The sequence below is a fragment of the Paenibacillus ihuae genome (assembly GCF_001368795.1).
Classification (GTDB): Bacteria; Bacillota; Bacilli; order Paenibacillales; family Paenibacillaceae; genus Paenibacillus_AQ; species Paenibacillus_AQ ihuae.
Map to the genome: position 1 here is coordinate 3,168,377 of NZ_LN831198.1, position 17,271 is coordinate 3,185,647.

19 protein-coding genes and 1 pseudogene are annotated in these 17,271 nt (G+C 47.3%); all 20 read right to left on the reverse strand.

Annotation, left to right across the window (positions count from 1 at the left end):
* Window positions 1–11 precede the first annotated feature (11 nt).
* Window positions 12–1,313, reverse strand: a complete 1,302-nt coding sequence (fliY, locus tag AQR02_RS14410) for a flagellar motor switch phosphatase FliY (protein ID WP_054941072.1) — start codon at window positions 1,311–1,313, stop codon at window positions 12–14.
* Window positions 1,303–2,302: pseudogene (fliM, locus tag AQR02_RS14415) on the reverse strand (flagellar motor switch protein FliM). The gene fliY and the pseudogene fliM overlap by 11 nt, the downstream one beginning before the upstream one ends.
* A gap of 39 nt (window positions 2,303–2,341) precedes the next feature.
* Window positions 2,342–2,809, reverse strand: a complete 468-nt coding sequence (locus AQR02_RS14420; RefSeq protein ID WP_054941073.1) for a flagellar basal body-associated FliL family protein — start codon at window positions 2,807–2,809, stop codon at window positions 2,342–2,344.
* Window positions 2,806–3,030 (reverse strand): flagellar FlbD family protein, encoded by a 225-nt coding sequence (locus tag AQR02_RS14425; protein ID WP_054941074.1) that lies wholly within the window; start codon window positions 3,028–3,030, stop codon window positions 2,806–2,808. The genes AQR02_RS14420 and AQR02_RS14425 overlap by 4 nt, the downstream gene beginning before the upstream one ends.
* A 120-nt stretch (window positions 3,031–3,150) precedes the next feature.
* Window positions 3,151–3,969, reverse strand: a complete 819-nt coding sequence (flgG, locus tag AQR02_RS14430) for a flagellar basal body rod protein FlgG (protein ID WP_054941075.1) — start codon at window positions 3,967–3,969, stop codon at window positions 3,151–3,153.
* 124 nt (window positions 3,970–4,093) lie between these two features.
* Window positions 4,094–4,477: a TIGR02530 family flagellar biosynthesis protein gene (locus tag AQR02_RS14435; protein ID WP_054941076.1), complete on the reverse strand. Its 384-nt coding sequence runs from the start codon at window positions 4,475–4,477 to the stop codon at window positions 4,094–4,096.
* On the reverse strand, window positions 4,474–4,968 hold the full coding sequence (gene flgD, locus AQR02_RS14440; RefSeq protein ID WP_054941077.1) for a flagellar hook assembly protein FlgD: 495 nt from the start codon (window positions 4,966–4,968) through the stop codon (window positions 4,474–4,476). The genes AQR02_RS14435 and flgD overlap by 4 nt, the downstream gene beginning before the upstream one ends.
* 26 nt (window positions 4,969–4,994) lie before the next feature.
* Window positions 4,995–6,503, reverse strand: coding sequence for a flagellar hook-length control protein FliK (locus AQR02_RS14445; RefSeq protein WP_054941078.1), 1,509 nt, complete (start codon window positions 6,501–6,503; stop codon window positions 4,995–4,997).
* A 23-nt stretch (window positions 6,504–6,526) separates the two neighbouring features.
* The gene (locus AQR02_RS14450; RefSeq protein ID WP_054941079.1) at window positions 6,527–7,474 is read right to left on the reverse strand and encodes a MotE family protein; all 948 of its coding nucleotides are present in this window, start codon (window positions 7,472–7,474) and stop codon (window positions 6,527–6,529) included.
* An 18-nt stretch (window positions 7,475–7,492) separates the two neighbouring features.
* Entirely contained in the window at window positions 7,493–7,936 is a 444-nt protein-coding gene (gene fliJ / locus AQR02_RS14455; RefSeq protein WP_054941080.1) for a flagellar export protein FliJ, read from the reverse strand.
* Between the two features lie 6 nt (window positions 7,937–7,942).
* Complete coding sequence (fliI, locus tag AQR02_RS14460) at window positions 7,943–9,256, reverse strand: flagellar protein export ATPase FliI (protein WP_054942108.1); 1,314 nt, start codon at window positions 9,254–9,256, stop codon at window positions 7,943–7,945.
* Window positions 9,249–10,097 (reverse strand): FliH/SctL family protein, encoded by an 849-nt coding sequence (locus AQR02_RS14465; RefSeq protein WP_054941081.1) that lies wholly within the window; start codon window positions 10,095–10,097, stop codon window positions 9,249–9,251. Before AQR02_RS14465 ends, fliI begins: the two co-directional genes overlap by 8 nt.
* Window positions 10,090–11,106, reverse strand: coding sequence for a flagellar motor switch protein FliG (gene fliG, locus AQR02_RS14470; RefSeq protein ID WP_054941082.1), 1,017 nt, complete (start codon window positions 11,104–11,106; stop codon window positions 10,090–10,092). The genes AQR02_RS14465 and fliG overlap by 8 nt, the downstream gene beginning before the upstream one ends.
* A 4-nt stretch (window positions 11,107–11,110) precedes the next feature.
* Window positions 11,111–12,700 carry a flagellar basal-body MS-ring/collar protein FliF gene (gene fliF / locus AQR02_RS14475; RefSeq protein ID WP_054941083.1) on the reverse strand — a complete coding sequence of 530 codons (1,590 nt, stop codon included), beginning with the start codon at window positions 12,698–12,700 and terminating at the stop codon, window positions 11,111–11,113.
* Between the two features lie 34 nt (window positions 12,701–12,734).
* Window positions 12,735–13,043, reverse strand: coding sequence for a flagellar hook-basal body complex protein FliE (fliE, locus tag AQR02_RS14480; protein ID WP_054941084.1), 309 nt, complete (start codon window positions 13,041–13,043; stop codon window positions 12,735–12,737).
* A 29-nt stretch (window positions 13,044–13,072) separates the two neighbouring features.
* Window positions 13,073–13,525: a flagellar basal body rod protein FlgC gene (gene flgC, locus AQR02_RS14485; protein ID WP_054941085.1), complete on the reverse strand. Its 453-nt coding sequence runs from the start codon at window positions 13,523–13,525 to the stop codon at window positions 13,073–13,075.
* A 6-nt stretch (window positions 13,526–13,531) separates the two neighbouring features.
* Window positions 13,532–13,939, reverse strand: a complete 408-nt coding sequence (flgB, locus tag AQR02_RS14490; RefSeq protein WP_054941086.1) for a flagellar basal body rod protein FlgB — start codon at window positions 13,937–13,939, stop codon at window positions 13,532–13,534.
* 380 nt (window positions 13,940–14,319) lie between these two features.
* Window positions 14,320–15,720, reverse strand: coding sequence for an ATP-dependent protease ATPase subunit HslU (hslU, locus tag AQR02_RS14495; RefSeq protein ID WP_054941087.1), 1,401 nt, complete (start codon window positions 15,718–15,720; stop codon window positions 14,320–14,322).
* 33 nt (window positions 15,721–15,753) lie between these two features.
* On the reverse strand, window positions 15,754–16,296 hold the full coding sequence (gene hslV / locus AQR02_RS14500) for an ATP-dependent protease subunit HslV (RefSeq protein ID WP_054941088.1): 543 nt from the start codon (window positions 16,294–16,296) through the stop codon (window positions 15,754–15,756).
* A gap of 126 nt (window positions 16,297–16,422) precedes the next feature.
* A partial coding sequence (gene trmFO, locus AQR02_RS34290; RefSeq protein ID WP_245237454.1) for an FADH(2)-oxidizing methylenetetrahydrofolate--tRNA-(uracil(54)-C(5))-methyltransferase TrmFO occupies window positions 16,423–17,271 on the reverse strand: 849 nt, incomplete at its 5' end.

Genomic DNA, 17,271 nt, shown 5'->3' on the forward strand with positions numbered 1-17,271 from the left:
CCTAAGTATGCTTATTGTAATTTTTGAATTCGGTCCCACTGGCTGACGATATCCGTAACGCGAACTCCGAAGTTTTCGTCGATAACCACGACTTCCCCTTTGGCGATCAGCTTGTTGTTAACCAGAATGTCAACTGGCTCACCTGCCAGCTTGTCCAGTTCGATAATCGAACCTTGTGACATCTCTAAAATATCTTTTATCTGCTTCTGGGTCCTTCCTAATTCTACGGTTACTCTCAGTGGTATGTCCATCAATAAATTTAAATTGTTTTCATCAATGTTGCCAAAAGCTCCAGCGCTCAGGTTAGCAAACTGTACAGGCTGTACATTCACATTGCGATTTGGAGGCGGAGTCTGCGGCGGAGTCTGCGCATACGGCATACCTTGCGGCGGCATTCCATAAGGCGGCATTCCCGGCATTCCATAGGCAGGCATGCCTGCTGGAGGATAATAATAGCCTCCTTCCATCCCCGGGTAAGGGGGCATTCCCTGCGGCGGATATTGCGGCGGATAACCGCCGGGCTGAGGCGGTGTCTGCTGTGCAGGAGGAGCTGTAGGGGCTGTCTCTGGAGCAGAGGGTGCTGCTGCAGGCGCTTCAGTCTGCGTAGCAGCCGTCTCCGTGTCTGCCTGGCTGACATCTCCGATGAGCATTGCAACCATATCTTTGGCGAACTGGACTGGCAAGAGCTGCATGATCGTAGAATCTATCAGCTCTCCAATTTTCAGGCGGAATGAGATTTGTATCAGGGTTTCATCATTCGGAAGGCTGCCTACACCTTCACCACTGGACATATTTAGAATATCGATACCAGGGGGCGAGATGTTGACAAACCGGTTAAAGATCGTAGACATGGAGGTAGCGGATGAGCCCATCATTTGATTCATCGCTTCCTGCACGGCGCTGATATGAATTTCATTCAGCTCTTCATCCTTAGGATCACCTTCACCGCCCAGCATTAAATCGGCGATTACCTGTGCATCCCTGATCTTGATCACGAGGGAATTAATCCCCTGAAAACCGTCTACGTACTGTACATGTACTGCCACGTGCGGTTTAGGAAAAGCTTCCTCAAATTCGCTGCGGGTAATAATCGACACCTTAGGGGTAGTTATATCTACCTTCTTGCCAAGCAACGTGGAAAGTGCAGTTGCTGCACTGCCAAATGTAATATTACCGATTTCTCCTAAGGCATCCTGCTCAAACGGGGTTAAGAAGTCCTCTACCGTCTTCTCCTGTGGGGCCAAGGATCCTTCCGCAGATTGTCTGAGAAGAGCATCGATTTCTTCCTGGGATAAATAATCTTTACTCGTCAAACTCTTCAACTCCTTCACTGACAATCTCGTCTATTTGCACAGCCACACGATCTTTTATCATCCCTGGACTTCCGACAAATTTCAGCTTGTCCCCTACTTTGATTGACAATCCTGTATCGACAGTCTTGTTGAGAGATATTACGTCGCCGACACTAAGCCCGAGAAATTCAGCAATGGATAACCTCGATTCGCCTAGTTCCGCCACAATTGGCAACTGTGCCCTATTAACTCTAGATCTAATAGCTTCTAACTCAACCTCATCGCGGACCTTTTTCTCAGAAACAAACCATTGATGAACGGATAGCCTTGTCATGATCGGCTCCAGAACAACGTGAGGTATACAAAGATTGATCATCCCGGTGGTATCACCAATTTTGGTGCTTAATGAAATCAAGGCAATAGTCTCATTTGGTGACACAATCTGCATAAACTGCGGATTCGTCTCCAAGGCTTCCATCCGGGGATTAATGTCCAGCACGGTCTTCCAGGCTTCCTGCAGACTTTCAAAACATCTGCTGAAGATCCTTTCCATAATGGTTGTTTCAATTTCGGTCAGTGCACTGATTTTGCTTGGGGCAGTTCCAAACCCGCCAAGCATTCTGTCCAGCATTGCAAAGGCAATGTTCGGATGCACTTCCATAACCATCCGGCCTTCAAGCGGTTCGGCTTCAAAAATATTCAATATCGTCATCTTCGGAATGGAGCGGATAAACTCATCGTAAGGGAGCTGCTCTACTTGAACGACATTTATCTGCACGAAGGTGCGCAATTGGGCCGAAAAGTACGTCGTAAGATAGCGGGCAAAGTTATCATGAATCCGCGTAAGGCTGCGGATATGATCCTTGGAGAAACGTACAGCCCGTTTGAAATCATAAGAGCGGATTTTTTTCTTGGGTTTCTTCTTTTTTAAGATCGTCGGCATCCATTTCACCGGAAGAAAGTGCAGCAAGCAGAGCATCAATTTCGTTTTGTGATAGTACATCAACCAATTTTATCACCCCCCCAACAAGGAATTATCCTTACAGCAGCTAAATAGAAGTCATGATGAAGTTAGTTACTTCAATCTGGGTCAGCTTGCCTTCAGTCAAGGTCTTGTTAATCAGATTTACCAGTTTGCTGCTCAGCTGATCCTTGCCGTTCGCCCCGTTAAGTTCCTCTGGCTTGGTATCGGCAAGCGTCTTAATAATCAGCGGCTTAATCTTGATGTCCTTGATCTTTTCGAATTCCTCCTTGGACTTAACAGCATCCAGCTGGAACGCGAAATTTATTAAAACGATATAATCGGGGTCGGCAAGATTAGTTTTGATGTCGGTGATTTCCGTCGTCAGCTCAACGATTTCATCAGCGCTAAGACTCTTGGCTTCCACATTCTGGACAGCCGCATTCACATCATTAGTATCGCTAGGAAAAATCTTATCCATTAGTAAAAATGCGGCAACTACAATAAGTGTAATCGCCAGTAAAATCGTAATGAGCCACGGCAGCATCTTTTTCATGAAAGCTCCTCCATTGATTGGACTTTAATGGTGGCAGCATATGTGCCTATGTCCCTGTTATAATCCCGAATCTTACTGATTACCACATCGGCCTTTTCAAGCACGATCAATCTTTTGCCTGTTACAAGTGTTATATAAGTATCTGGACTTTCTTCCACCATTTCTACGAGCAGGGCATTAAGCCACATGGGCGCCCCGTTCAATCTTGTTACCGAGATCATAACAGGCCTCCTTACAATAAATAGGGGGAGGAGTTCCCCCCCCATGACTTGACAATAACGATTCCGTCAAAAGGCGAAACGTTATTTTTTAACAGCTTGTTTGTAATAATGGTCAGAAAATTAACGCTTCAGATTAACAACTTCCTGCAGCACTTCATCGGAAGTTGTAATAATCCGTGAATTCGCCTGGAAGCCACGCTGGGAAACGATCATTTCTGTGAACTCGCCGGTCAGATCAACATTTGACATTTCCAGCTGGCCTGCCACAATAGCCCCTGTACCTACTTCTGTATTGTTGGCTGTTGTAGGTGTAAGTTCGCCATCAGCATTGGCATTGAGTGTCATGCGGAACAGGTTGCCGCCTATTTTCTCAAGGCCCTGCGGGTTGCTCACTTTAGCTACAGCGATTTGTGCTCCTGCCTCAGTCGTACCATCTGCCATAGTCTGTACAATGGTGCCATTGCTGGAAATAGAGAATGCTGTTACATCTTCACCCAACTGAATGGATTCACCATCGGCATTCAGAACATGCAGTCCGTCAGAGGTGATAAGGTTGCGGCTTGCATCCATGTGAAAGTCCCCGGCACGGGTCAGGAAAGGAGTTTCCTGATCATCTGAAAGCTTAACCAAAAAGAACCCGTCACCATCAATCCGCAGGTCGGTTGGATTGTTAGTGGTCATGGCACTTCCCGCCATATGCAGAGTATCAACAGAACCGATACTTACACCAAGGCCGATTTGTTTAGCATTCACCCCGCCTTGTCCGCCATCCACCGGTGCAGAAACACCGGATACCGTCTGGCTCATTATGTCTTTGAACATTACACGGCTTGATTTGAAGCCAATGGTATTCACGTTAGCAATGTTGTTACCGATAACATCCAGCTTCGTTTGGAAACCGCGCATACCTGAAACTCCTGAATACATTGATCTTAACATTGTTAAAAGCCCTCCCAGATTGTAGAGTCCAAGACTCTTCATTTAGTATTAAGAATTGTTCATTGAGCTATGGCCGCGTCAGTCGGTCGGCGGTCATTCCGGCTCTCCGGTTAGGACCGGCCGGTCAAGAAATAATAACTGCACTATCAATTTGCGTAAATACATTGTCCTTCATCGAACTTCCATCCATTGCTGTCACTACAGTGCGGTTGGGCACACTTACAATAAGGGCCATGTCCTTCAATAAAATCAAAGATTCCTTACTGCCTTTGGCGGCTGCCTTGTCCACTGCGGAAGAAATCTGATCCAACTGGCTGCTTCCAAGTTCTATTCCCCGTTGCTCCAGGCGTTTAGCTGCGTGATTGCTGAACTTAAGCATATTCTTTTGCAGCACGCTCTCGAATGACGCTTCTGCAGCAGCAGAATTTTTAACTGCCTGTGTTCTCTGCAGCACTTGTGGGTGAACACTTGCGGGATATAACTGGCCTATAGTCAGCCGGTCGCTCATGTCGTCACCCCGCTCTCCCCACCATCTGAAGAAGTCTTACTGTCACTGACGGTATCAGCTTTAGGAGCAGCATTTTGAATCTGTGTAATATCAGTCAATGCTATACGTTCACTGCCTACTACAGCATATTGCACACCACTACTAACCACGATTGACTCGACATTGCCAGTCTTCGGCTGCTCTGTTGATGCATCTGTCCAAGTGATATCCTTACCGATCAAACCTGATACAGAACCAAGGGACTGATTCAATGCTGTCATTTGGGTCGAAATATTCATAAGCTGTTCTACAGATGAAAATTGAGCCATCTGAGCAATGAATTCCTTATCCTCCATCGGCTGCATGGGATCCTGATTCTGCAGCTGGGTGATCAGAATTTTCAGAAACTGGTCTTTGCCTAACGTGGAGTTGCCGGTTGTTTTGGATGTCGCCGAACTATTAGACACGTAATTCCATTGTTCACTGTTTGATACTGGATTTGTCGTTGCCATTACATTTCACCTCACTTTTCATAAAGCTAAGCCTTAGCCGAGAAACTTCCGCCTTGATTAGGGCTTTCTTCGTTCGTCGCTGCAACCCAGTCCTTCCATTCACCATTCAGTTCTGCGGCAATTACAGCATCTGCAATTTCTTCACGGCGTTCTTTGGAACGACCGCCCTGCTGGCCGCTCGAACCCGGCTGCCTTCCTTGCTCTCCATTAAACTGTGAGAAAAGCGGTGTATTATTCTGTGTAACCTCCAGCTTCTCTACTTGGATTCCCTGGGACTGAAGCGCTGCCCGCAATTGGCTCATCTGCTGCTCCAGCATATCCTTGGCGCCGGAATGTGCAGTATTGAATTGAGCAATCAGATTACCGTTTTGCATCGTAATTTTAACATCGACTTGTCCCAGATTTTCCGGAAACAAAGTAATGGTTGCTTCTGCTACTCCGCCTTTTTTGACGATTTCCAGCTTACCGGTAATAAAAGTATCCATCTGCTGTGCAAATTGGCTAACCGGTACCGGAGCTGATTCTGCCTTCAATGGTGCTGTAAGACCGTCTCTAATCGACAATTGACCGGCTGTCACAATATCATGACTTTCTTCAGCTGCTTTCACTTCGGGAAGCGGCTCTTCTGTGGAAGCAGATTTCAGTGCTTCTGCAGCGCCTGCTGTTTTGGTCACCTGTGTGCCGATTACAACTGTACTCACCTCTTCAACTGCAGATGCAACAGTAGAAGCTGCTTCTGCTTGGTTTTTTGTAGTTACAGTTGAGGGTTTAACAAGCACCGGGACTGTGGTATCAGTGGCTTTCTGCTTAATACTGCCTTCTGTTCCGGCCTGTTTAGCTGAAGCTGCTGGTATATCCGTAGTGTTTGTTCCTTTTGCCTTCACTTTGTTGTTCTCAGGAGTTACTACCTCAGCCATTATGGCCGAGAACTGGTTGAGAAGTTCAGCCCCTTTAACGGCTGAGGCTTCATTTCCCTTTGCTGCCGCATCCTTAATCAGGCTGACGAGACTGTTAAGCTCATCCTGAACGGCAAAACGTATCGTCTCAGGGTTCTGGGCAAGCGGCGACAACACTACACCTGCATCCGTATTGCCTTCACTCACACCGGATTCTGCTGCGGCATTACTGCCAGACAACAGAGCTGAAACTTGAAGCAGCCATCCTTGTAAAGCTGCCAGCAAAGCAGGATCAGCACTAATGTTTTCATCCAGCTTTTCAACATCTTCTGTAAGACCTTTTAATAGATCTGCACTTTGGACGTTTGCAGCCTTGCCTGTTTCTTCACCTGTAGTCTGCACAGTGTTCATCAACCCCTGAAGCAGCGAAGCCAGATTGCCAAACAGTGGTGTCTCAGTACCCTTTGGTATGCTTGCTCCCATGGTTTGAACAAGCGTCTGGGCAAAAGGCATTGCTGTTGCCCCTCCACCTGCAGCCGCCGCAGTTCCAGCCGCAGCTGTTGTTCCGCCAGCCGTTCCAGATACGCCATTTGTCGGTACCATATTTCCGCCGGATAATGATGATAAAACTAAACTCATCTATTTTCACCTCCTCTCAAGTCTTATTTACCGCCCATTAGACGATTTACAATTTTGGCACTCAGCGTACTATCGTTTTTGGTGATTTCACCCAATATCGAAGATCTCACACTATCACTAACCGTATTCAGGATCGTGATTACCTTATCCGGGCTGATCGTGTACATCGAACCTAACAAAGTAGCAGCATCGGCAGCAGGCATCGTGGTAAAGGTCTGGCTGAGTTCATCTTGATTTAGGTTGCCGGCAGTTGATGTTGCAGGTGTATCTGACTGCGTCTGCTTGAGTCTCGATTGAAGGGCTGCAATAGCCATATCGGTAGAATTCGTCGTTTCTTTTAGCTTTACCGACACTTCAGCAGCCTTCTTAGGATCCATTTTTTCGAGGATTGCCGTTTTGCTGGTGTTATTCATTGCACTAAAAATCTGCACCATTTCATCGGCAGTTAAATTTTCCATAATCGGTGCCGCTTTGGAAGCCTTCATTCCCGCATAAAGCTTGGCTAACTCGGTCACTTTCTCCTGATAAGGATCCACTGTTTCCTCAGTGCTCGCAGCCGCTGCCGCTGCCTCTGTTGTCATGGTGTCAATCTGCTTCTGTAGCGCTTCTAGCTGTGTTTTCTGTGCGGTTTTGTCTTCATTAGCCTGCTTCAGCTGGGCTTCCTGTGCAGCAAGCTGGGACTTTAGCTCTTTAATCGTTGATTCTGAGCTTGCAGCCTGTTCTTCGCTCTGCGCGGCTTCATTATCTGAGGATTCACTGGCCGGATCAGCAACCGGATCAGGAACCCACTTATCCACGACTGGGATCTTATTTGCGATTTCCAGGACGTTGTTACGGATGTCCATATTAAAAAGAGTCAGTAATACACCAAGCAGTACGAGTGTAAATATGATAGGTATCATCAGAAATAAAAAACGCTCGAATTTGCCTGCTGACTCTTCATTTTCAAGTTCCATATCATTTTTAGCCACTAGCGGAAACCTCCCGGGTTAGAGGGATTTCATCGCGAAGCGGACGGTAGCCATCTCATCCAGTTCGTTTTGTTCCCGTAAAATCATATTCTGCTGAAAGATCGTCTGTGCTTTGTCTTTGGCCTTCAGCCAAACCTTCTCATCCAATACTTTGGTGCTGAGATGGTCCTGCTTATGCTGGACTTCCTGATGCGCGCGTTTGATGTCCGAGTGTTTGCGGGCGATACAGTGGTCCAAATGCTCCAAATAATTCTGCATCTCAATGATTTTAGCCATTGGCGTTTTCTGCTCCGCCGCACTTTGCAGCGACAGCATCAGCGAATTCCGCTGATCCAGCAATTCATCAAGGCTTTTCTCCTGGGCTTGCAGTTCTCCGAGCGCGCTTGAGAGCATCCACTCTGCCTGTGTTTTCTCGTTGCCTTTCAAGTCCACAACTTTTTGAAAAGTATAATGGAACCTCATTGCCAATCAACTCCTCGAGAACTGTGAAATTAAAGCTTGCTGAACTTCTGCCAGGGTTACTTTCTCGTTTACTTTTTGCTTCGTGAAATCCCATATGCTGTCAATGTAGTGCATGGACTCATCGATCTGGGCATTGGAACCGCGCTGATAGGCTCCGATATTTATCAAGTCTTCCGAATCCTTGTATACCGCCATAAGCCTCTTTACATTCTCAGCAGCCGCAATCTGCTCCTCGGGAGCAATATCCTTCATTACACGGCTGATGCTGGCAAGCACATCAATCGCCGGGAAATGGCCTTTATTGGCAATATTACGGTTTAGCACAATATGCCCGTCCAAAATTCCCCGCACAGCATCGGCAATCGGCTCATTCATATCATCACCGTCAACCAGTACTGTATAAAATGCGGTAATGGAACCCGTTGGTCCGGTTCCTGCCCTTTCAAGCAGCTTAGGCAAACTAGCAAACACGGATGGTGTGTAGCCTCTCATGGCTGGCGGTTCTCCAACCGCAAGTCCAACCTCACGCTGCGCCATTGCATAACGTGTGACAGAATCCATCATCAGCATGACGTTCAGGCCCCGGTCACGGAAATACTCTGCTATCGTTGTAGCTATCAGCGCACCCTTGATCCGGATTAATGCCGGCTGGTCTGACGTTGCGACAACGACTACGGAACGCTGCAGGCCTTCTGGCCCTAAATCACGTTCGATAAAATCCAAAACCTCTCTGCCACGTTCACCAATCAGCGCAATGACATTGACATCTGCCGAAGTATTTCGGGCAATCATTCCCATCAGGGTACTTTTGCCGACCCCGGATCCGGCAAAGATCCCAACCCGTTGCCCCTTGCCGATTGTCAGGAGTCCGTCTATAGCTCTGACTCCAATACTGATAGGCTCGTGTACACGAGGGCGGTTTAAAGGATTAGAAGGGATATTAAAGGTTGAACTGTGCGGCATTCGCGCCGGAATAAGTGATCCGTCCAGCGGCTGGCCCAATCCGTCCAGCACTTTGCCCAGCAATTCCGAACCCACCTGAACACTCAACGGTTTACCCGTGCCAACCACATCGCAGCCCGGCCCTATCGCCTGCAGTTCACCCAGCGGCATCAGCAGTACCTTATTGTCCCGAAATCCTACTACTTCAGCCTGGAGCGGCTTATTGCCTTTTGCCGGATAGATATAACACACATCTCCAATGCTGGCATCTGGCCCTTCTGACTCGACCATCAGTCCGATAACCTGAGTAACCTTCCCGTTGATTCTAACCGGGTCGAAATTACGCAGTTGTTCTTTATATCGTCTACTGTCAAGCATCGCCTTCCCCATTTCTGTGCTCCTCGGTGTCCAATGCGATTCTTACCAACTCTTTTTTGATTTCAGCAAGCTGGGTATCGATCCGGGCATCAATGCTGCCAAAGGAAGAACGGATCACGCAACCCAGATCTTTGACTGTCGAATCGGGCAGGATTTGCAGCTCTGCCTGGGAGTCCACCGCCAGTGACAGTTCCTCTCTCGCCGAGTTAACAAAGGCGAACTGAGCTGGTGAAACGCACAAGGAGATTAATCCCTGCTCCCTTTTACGTGCCAGATTCTTACGAATCAGATCCATAGCAAACTGCGGTTCTACAGTCAGCTGCTTGTCCACAATTTTCTCTGCGATTCCACAGCTTAACTCCACCAGAAAAGGTTCAGCTTCCTGAATTATTACATCTCTTGCCCGGTACGCTTCCTGAAGCACATTCCGTGCCTCTTCCATCATCTCGGCCATTTTTTGAGCCATATCATGTTCTGCCTGTGTCAGGCCTTCCTGGTATCCTTGCTGGAACGCCTCGGATTTGACGGCCTCGACCAGATGTTCATCCTGCTCTCTGCGCTGCCGCCACCATTCCTCTGCTTCCGTCCGTGCCGATTCCACAATATTCTCAGCTTCCTGCGATGCGTTCCGGACCTGACCTTCAGCGAATTCCTGGGCATCCTTCAGCATTTGCCTGCGGGTTTGCTCTGCCTCTTCACGGGCGGGATCATGATAATGAACCTCACCTGCCGCATCTTCTGCAGCAGGCTCTTCAGCAAGGCCGGCATGCTGCCTGGCCTGCTCCAACCGTTTAAGCACATCTACCGGAACATATTGGGAGTGTTTAATCAGCCTAGACAATTATGTCATCTCCTCCACCACGGGCGATGATAATTTCACCTGATCCTTCAAGTCTGCGGATCGTGCCTACAATGCGTGTCTGAGCCTCTTCAACATCACGCAGCCGGACAGGACCCATATATTCCATTTCTTCGCGGAAGGTTTCGGCCATCCGTTTGGACATGTTGCGGAAAATAACATCCCGCACTTCCTCGCTTGCAACCTTGAGTGCCAGCTGCAGATCCGCATTTTCGATATCCTTGATAATGCGCTGAATCGAACGGTTGTCCACATTGACAATATCCTCGAACACGAACATCCGTTTTTTGATTTCTTCGGCCAGTTCCGGATCCTGAATTTCCAGGGAATCCAAAATCGTACGTTCTGTTCCGCGGTCTACCCCGTTCAAGATCTGAACAATAGACTCGATACCGCCGGCATTGGTGTAATCCTGCGTAACCGTTGCGGAAAGCTTTTGCTCCAGTACACGCTCAATTTGCGTAACAACCTCTGGTGAGGTGCTATCCATAATCGCGATTCTTCTGGCAACCTCAGCCTGCTTTTCCTGTGGCAAAGAAGACAGGATCGTGGCCGCTTGTTCAAATTGCAAATAAGATAAAACAAGTGCGATTGTCTGTACATTTTCATTTTGAATGAAGTTTAAGATCTGATTAGGATCAGCCTTACGGGCAAAGTCAAAGGGTCTAACCTGCAGCGTTGCCGTCAGCCGGTTGATAACTTCAAGCGCCTTGGCTGAGCCCAGCGCTTTCTCCAGAATCTCCTTGGCGTAGTTGATACCGCCTTGGGAGATATACTCCTGAGCGAGACATATCTGGTGAAATTCGGACATAATCGACTCTTTTTCTACACTGTCCACCTTGCGGACATTGGCAATTTCCAGAGTGAGCTGTTCAATTTCCTCGTCTCTTAGATGTTTGAATATTTGCGCCGATACCTCGGGCCCTAGTGTGATAAGCAGGATCGCCGCCTTTTGGCGGCCGCTGAGACCCTGCTGGCTAGCTTTTGCCATTAGTTCACCTCTGTTCGTCTGCAAGCCATGTGCGCAGCAGATTTACGAATTCATCCGGTTTCTTCTTCGCCAGACTTTCCAGTTGCTTGCGAACCTGACTTTCGTTCGTTACGCTCTCCAAGTTAATGGATGGGAACTCGGTAGGAACCTGCAGCGGAATATCTTCTTCCACTTCTTCTTCTTCCTTCTTCTTGCGGCTCCGGTAAATAACGAATCCGCCACCCGCACCGATCAGCAGCGCCCCTGCTGCAATCGCCCAAATCATCCATGTCGCAAGTCCGCCAGAACCGGCAGCCGCTTCATTGCTTCCGAATTGTTGCGAGTATACCGAAACTTTTTTGGATAAATCTGCGTCTGTATAAGTGACTCCTGAATCTGCCAATGAAGCTCGTACGATATTAACCAGAATGTTCTGAATTGCAGCCGAAGTTGCAGCATCTAAAGATGTTTGTCCGGTAGGTGGTTCAACAGCAACATTTATGGTTAAATCTTTAACAGTATATGGGCTCGCGATAATATCCTTGGTGATCCGGTTCACTTCGTAGTTCCTGGTTTCCGAAGATTCCTCAGAAGTAGAGGTGCCTGTATCTGTTCCAGAAGGATAACCCGAAACATCTTGCGATCCCGTACCCGCAACTCCCCCGGTTGTGTTTCCCTGACCCGAATAGGTGTTGCTGATAATTTGTGAACTAATTTCAATTCCTTTCATATTCTCCGTATCCACCGGTGTGACTAGATCTTCCTTCCGATTTTCCTTATCAAAATTCAGCTTAGAGAAGACCAGAACATCCACCTTATCGGGACCAGTGAGTGTACTAAGAAATTGTTTTACATCCTTTTTGACTTCTTCTTCAAATTTTTTCTGAAGAGTAAAATTTTCTTCTACCTGGCTGGAAACCCCGGTTTGTCCGCCTCTGGCGCTCGGCATCAATTCGACCTCGTTATTGGCGATCGTAATGTTATCAATCGGCAAATTCGGCACAGCGGTCTTTACAAGATTGAAGTATCCGTCAATATTATCTTGAGAAGGTCTAAATCCCGGATTAAAAGTAAGCACCACGGAAGCGGAAGCCTGTTCTTGATCCTCCTGGGAAGCGAAAACCGTCTCTTTTGGAAGATTGATCAGCACCTTGGCATCCTTGATGCCTTGCATCCGTCTCATCAATTGTTCTACTTCACCATTCAAGGCATTGTTATATTTGACATTGAACTCACTATCTGTCGTACCGATCATGGACGAGGATTCATCAAAGATTTTGTATCCGATAGAACCTCCCTGCACGATCCCCTGTGAACCGATATCTACCTTAATACGAGCTGCCTCTGTGCTTGGTACTGAGATGCTTTTGCCATCCGGGCTCAATCGATAAGAAATCCCGGCGGAATCCAGGTAAGTCATGACACCTGCTGAATCTGTACTATCCAGATCTTGAAAGGCTACCTCGTATTCCGTCTTCGAAAGCTGCATGGTCAAAACTACGATTATTATGATGATGATAAACAGGGTAGAGAAAAATAATATTTTCTGTTTACCGCTGAATCTGTTCCAATACTGGGTTAACTTCTCCCTGTACTGGGCAAATCTTTCATTCACAGTGTCACCCCATCCGAAACTAAGCTAGGATTATTTAGATCTGAGTTCTCATAATTTCCTGATAGGCTTCAATCACTTTGTTCCGGACTTGTGTAGTCAGCTGCAAACTCAGCAATGCCTGTTGCGAAGAAATCATCGCCTCATCGATATTGACTTCTCCTAATACAAATTTATTACTCATATCCTTGGCTTGTTGTTCCTGCCCAGCCACCTGGTTCAAAGCATCTTCCAGATAAGATCCGAAGCTTTGTTTGGAACCGGTTACTTCCCCAGACTCGACGGCTGCAGATTTCATAGCAAGCGGTTGGATAGCCTGTGTCCCGATAGTTAAATTTTGTATCAACGATTACCCTCCTAAAATGTCAGTTCATCTTACTGTCCGATTTCGAGCGCTTTGCTGACCATTGCTTTTGATGCGTTTAGCATCGTAACATTCGCTTCATAAGAACGGGAGGCGGACAGCATATCCACCATTTCTTTAGTCAGATCCACATTGGGCATATATACATATCCGTTGACATCCGCATCCGGGTGACTTGGATTGTAGACTGGCTTCAGTGGTGAAGAATCCTCAATGATTGACTGCACTTTAACGCCTTCACTACCGTTCTCACTACCCATTTTCGAATTCAAAATATTCGAGAAACTGTTATTTTTCTCTGTCTCCAGCACTACAAGCTTGCGCCGGTACGGAACGGCCTTACCATCCACTACAGAGGCTCTTGTTGTCTCAGCGTTGGCAATGTTAGAGGAAATCACGTCCATTCTGAGCCGCTGGGCAGTTAAGGCTGAAGCGCTTATTCCAAAGCTGCTACCAAAATTCACTATTGCTTACCCCCCTTGAACAACTGTGCGCATCATCGTGATTTGACTGTTCAACTGCTGGACATAAGAGTTATACCTGAGCTGGTTCTCAGCACTGAGCGCCATCTCCCGGTCCATATCCACATTATTGTCGTTGTTATTCATCGAAGTTGTTTCATCTGTGCTAACGACCGCAGACGGCACAGCAGACACATTACCGAATTGGAAGTGGCGAGAATCCGTTACCTTCGCACCGAGCGTCGGCTTCAGTCCACTTTCCTGTGCGGCAAGCACACTCTCAAAAGAAACGTCTGAACGTTTAAATCCGGGTGTGTCGGCATTTGCTACGTTATTGGCTAAAACACTTTGTCGCTTGTTGGCGGCATCAAGGCCTCCCTGTAATCGTTGAAAACTGAAACTATTCAGCAAACCCATGGAAATCCCCCTTCCAAAGCTATCATAATGAAAAGAATTCCACAACTTCCTTACGAACTCCTGCTTGATTCGACAAAAAAGGCTAATTTATTTGCTATTTTTTTCAAACTAGGGTCGAAAGGTGTCGACGGATGATTCTATTGGCAATCTCATATACTTTGATTCTCGTAGAATTTGTATATTATTACAATAAGAAATAAGCCCTATCTTTTCTGAAAAGAGAGGGCTTAAAGCATGGTTTTTCAATTTTTTGACATTCCGATGCCATAATATGCATTTATTTAACAATTTATTACATGATTTATTCTATTTCAGGGATTTTTATGCACATCACTAATTCTAAATACCTAAATTTAATGGAATTTCCGAAGAGCACCGTTTTACAGAATATATTGACTTAAATCCCGATCCTGCGCGATTCCTGACAGTTTTTCGCGAACATATTCGGGTGTTATCACCATAGTCTCCAGAGTCAATTCTGGCGCTTCAAAGGAAAGGTCTTCCAACAGCTTCTCCAGAATGGTATGAAGACGCCGGGCACCGATGTTCTCCATATTCTGATTCACTGATGCAGCAATTTTGGCAATTTCCTGAATTGCTTCCTTCTGAAATTGAATTTCAATATTCTCTGTCTTCAGTAAGTTGACATATTGCTTCGTCAGCGCATTCTCCGGTTCCGTCAGAATAGACACAAAGTCCTCCAGTGTCAGGCTACTCAGCTCCACACGGATCGGAAAGCGCCCCTGAAGCTCAGGGATAAGGTCAGAAGGCTTAGCAATATGGAAAGCTCCGGCTGCCATGAAAAGCACGTAGTCGGTCTTCACAGGGCCGTATTTGGTCATCACAGTAGAACCTTCTACGATTGGCAGAATATCACGCTGTACCCCTTCACGGGAGACATCCGGTCCGGAACCTTTACCTTGACTGGCTACTTTATCGATCTCATCAATAAAAATGATACCGGACTGTTCTGCACGGGTTATTGATTCCTGAATAACATCATCCATATCAATCAGTTTGGCAGCCTCATCCTGAATAAGCACCTTACGGGCTTCCTTAATAGGAAGCTTACGCTTCTTGGTGCGCTTAGGCAGCAGATTTCCGAACATTTCCTGCATGTTCATCCCCATCTGATCATTACCCTGGCCGGCAAACATATCGAGCATGGTTGGAGCCGTATCTTCAACATCGATTTCAATAATGTCTTCTTCCAGCTGACCTGCCAGCAGCTTGAATTTGATATTGCGGCGGCGTTCACTCAAGCTTCCGTCTTCTGCTTCATCCTTGCTGTCCTCGGAACTTGCATTGTTCCCTCCGAAAATCATCTCAAAAGGATTGCGCTGCGATTTGTTCTTCGAAGACGACGGGGCCAAAATCGAGACGATACGTTCATTAGCAAGCTCTTCAGCCCGATCTTTCACTTTCTCGGTCCGTTCCAGCTTGACCATACGGATTGAAGTTTCCACCAGATCGCGAACCATGGACTCCACGTCCCGTCCCACATATCCAACCTCGGTAAACTTGGTAGCCTCAACTTTGATGAACGGTGCATTAACCAGTTTGGCCAGGCGCCGGGCAATCTCCGTCTTTCCTACACCGGTTGGACCAATCATCAGAATGTTTTTGGGAACAACTTCATCACGCAGCTCCTCCGGGAGCAGACTGCGCCGGTAACGGTTACGCAGAGCAACTGCTACCGATTTTTTGGCCTGCTTCTGGCCTACGATATATTTATCAAGTTCAGCAACGATTTGACGGGGTGTGAGCGATTGATTCACCATTGCGACTTCCTCCCTCTTTCTGTGGCACCGTGCCTACAATTGTTCAACAATAATATTGGAATTGGTATATACACAAATCTCCGAAGCAATCTGCAGCGCTTCTTTGGCAATTTCTGCGGCACTAAGGTCAGGAGCATGGCGCTTGAGTGCGCGTCCCGAGGCCAGGGCAAAGTTGCCTCCGGAGCCGATGGCCAGCACATCATCATCCGGCTCAATGATTTCGCCGTTGCCCGAGATCAGCAGCATACCTTCCCTGTCCATCACGATCATCAGCGCCTCCAGCTTGCGCAGGATGCGGTCCTGGCGCCAGTCCTTTGCCAGTTCTACTGCGGCCCGCTGCAGATTGCCGTGATGCTCCTCAAGCTTACCTTCAAACTTCTCAAACAAAGTAATCGCATCGGCTACGGAACCTGCAAAACCGGCGATTACTTGTCCTCTGTACAGGCGGCGGACTTTTTTGGCTGTGGTCTTCATGATAACGCTCTCGCCAAAAGTAACCTGTCCATCGCCCGCTATCGCTGCATGGCCATTATGTCTAACCGCACAAATTGTAGTTGCATGAAAGCTGGGTAACATAAATTTAGCAACCTCCTAGAATAAACTTACTTCTTATTAATATGAATTTTAAGAATGTGGCGTGGTAAGCAGCACCCTTAAATTCATGCTGTATAAATCATAAGCTTATGCTGTGTAAACTTCAAATTATGACGGGTTGGGTTCCGCTGGCTCCGGTTCTTTGTAAGCAAGCCCTGTTCGGGCCGCGAATTCCGTGATACTGTCGAGCGCCCGGTAGGCGAGCAGTTCATTCTTTTCTTTTTTGCTGCGGATCTTCTTCTCAAGCTTCGGAAGCAGTCCAAAGTTAGCGTTCATCGGCTGGAAATGCTCCGGATCGGCGGAAGTAATATATGCCGGCATACTGCCCAGTACACTATCTTGCGGGAATATGATGCCTTCTTCACCAAGCGCAGCTCTGGCTGCATTGATTCCCGCAATCAGTCCGGATGCCGCAGACTCCACATAGCCTTCAACGCCGGTCATCTGTCCGGCGAAGAATAATCTTTCCCGGCCCTTCATCTGATAAGTAGGGTGCAGCAGCTTGGGAGAATTAATAAATGTATTACGGTGCATTACGCCATAACGGACGTACTCCGCATTCTCCAGACCCGGAATCAGTGAGAATACCCGCTTCTGTTCACCCCATTTAAGGTGAGTCTGAAAGCCAACCAGGTTATAAAGCGTACCAGCAGCATTGTCCTGGCGCAGCTGAACGACAGCGTAAGGCAGTTTCCCCGTATGTGGATTCATAAGTCCCACCGGTTTCATTGGCCCGAATAACGCTGTCTGCTTGCCGCGCTTCATCATAATTTCAATCGGCATGCAGCCTTCGAAGTAAATCTCTTTCTCAAAATCTTTGAGCGCAGCAGTTTCAGCCGAAATCAGCGCATCATAAAAACGGTCAAATTCCTCTTCGGTCATCGGGCAGTTCAGGTAAGCCGCTTCTCCCTTGTCGTACCGGGAAGCCAAATATACCTTACTCATGTCGATAGTATC

Excerpts from the sequence above, each read along its gene's own strand:
- flgG (WP_054941075.1), bottom strand. The coding sequence starts at position 3,969 with ATGTTAAGATCAATGTATTCAGGAGTTTCAGGTATGCGCGGTTTCCAA.
- AQR02_RS14445 (WP_054941078.1), bottom strand. The coding sequence starts at position 6,503 with ATGAGTTTAGTTTTATCATCATTATCCGGCGGAAATATGGTACCGACA.
- hslU (WP_054941087.1), bottom strand. The coding sequence starts at position 15,720 with ATGGTGAATCAATCGCTCACACCCCGTCAAATCGTTGCTGAACTTGAT.
- fliG (WP_054941082.1), bottom strand. The coding sequence starts at position 11,106 with ATGGCAAAAGCTAGCCAGCAGGGTCTCAGCGGCCGCCAAAAGGCGGCG.
- hslV (WP_054941088.1), bottom strand. The coding sequence starts at position 16,296 with ATGTTACCCAGCTTTCATGCAACTACAATTTGTGCGGTTAGACATAAT.
- fliJ (WP_054941080.1), bottom strand. The coding sequence starts at position 7,936 with ATGAGGTTCCATTATACTTTTCAAAAAGTTGTGGACTTGAAAGGCAAC.
- flgD (WP_054941077.1), bottom strand. The coding sequence starts at position 4,968 with ATGGCAACGACAAATCCAGTATCAAACAGTGAACAATGGAATTACGTG.
- fliI (WP_054942108.1), bottom strand. The coding sequence starts at position 9,256 with ATGCTTGACAGTAGACGATATAAAGAACAACTGCGTAATTTCGACCCG.
- AQR02_RS14420 (WP_054941073.1), bottom strand. The coding sequence starts at position 2,809 with ATGAAAAAGATGCTGCCGTGGCTCATTACGATTTTACTGGCGATTACA.
- flgB (WP_054941086.1), bottom strand. The coding sequence starts at position 13,939 with ATGGGTTTGCTGAATAGTTTCAGTTTTCAACGATTACAGGGAGGCCTT.
- AQR02_RS14435 (WP_054941076.1), bottom strand. The coding sequence starts at position 4,477 with ATGAGCGACCGGCTGACTATAGGCCAGTTATATCCCGCAAGTGTTCAC.
- AQR02_RS14425 (WP_054941074.1), bottom strand. The coding sequence starts at position 3,030 with ATGATCTCGGTAACAAGATTGAACGGGGCGCCCATGTGGCTTAATGCC.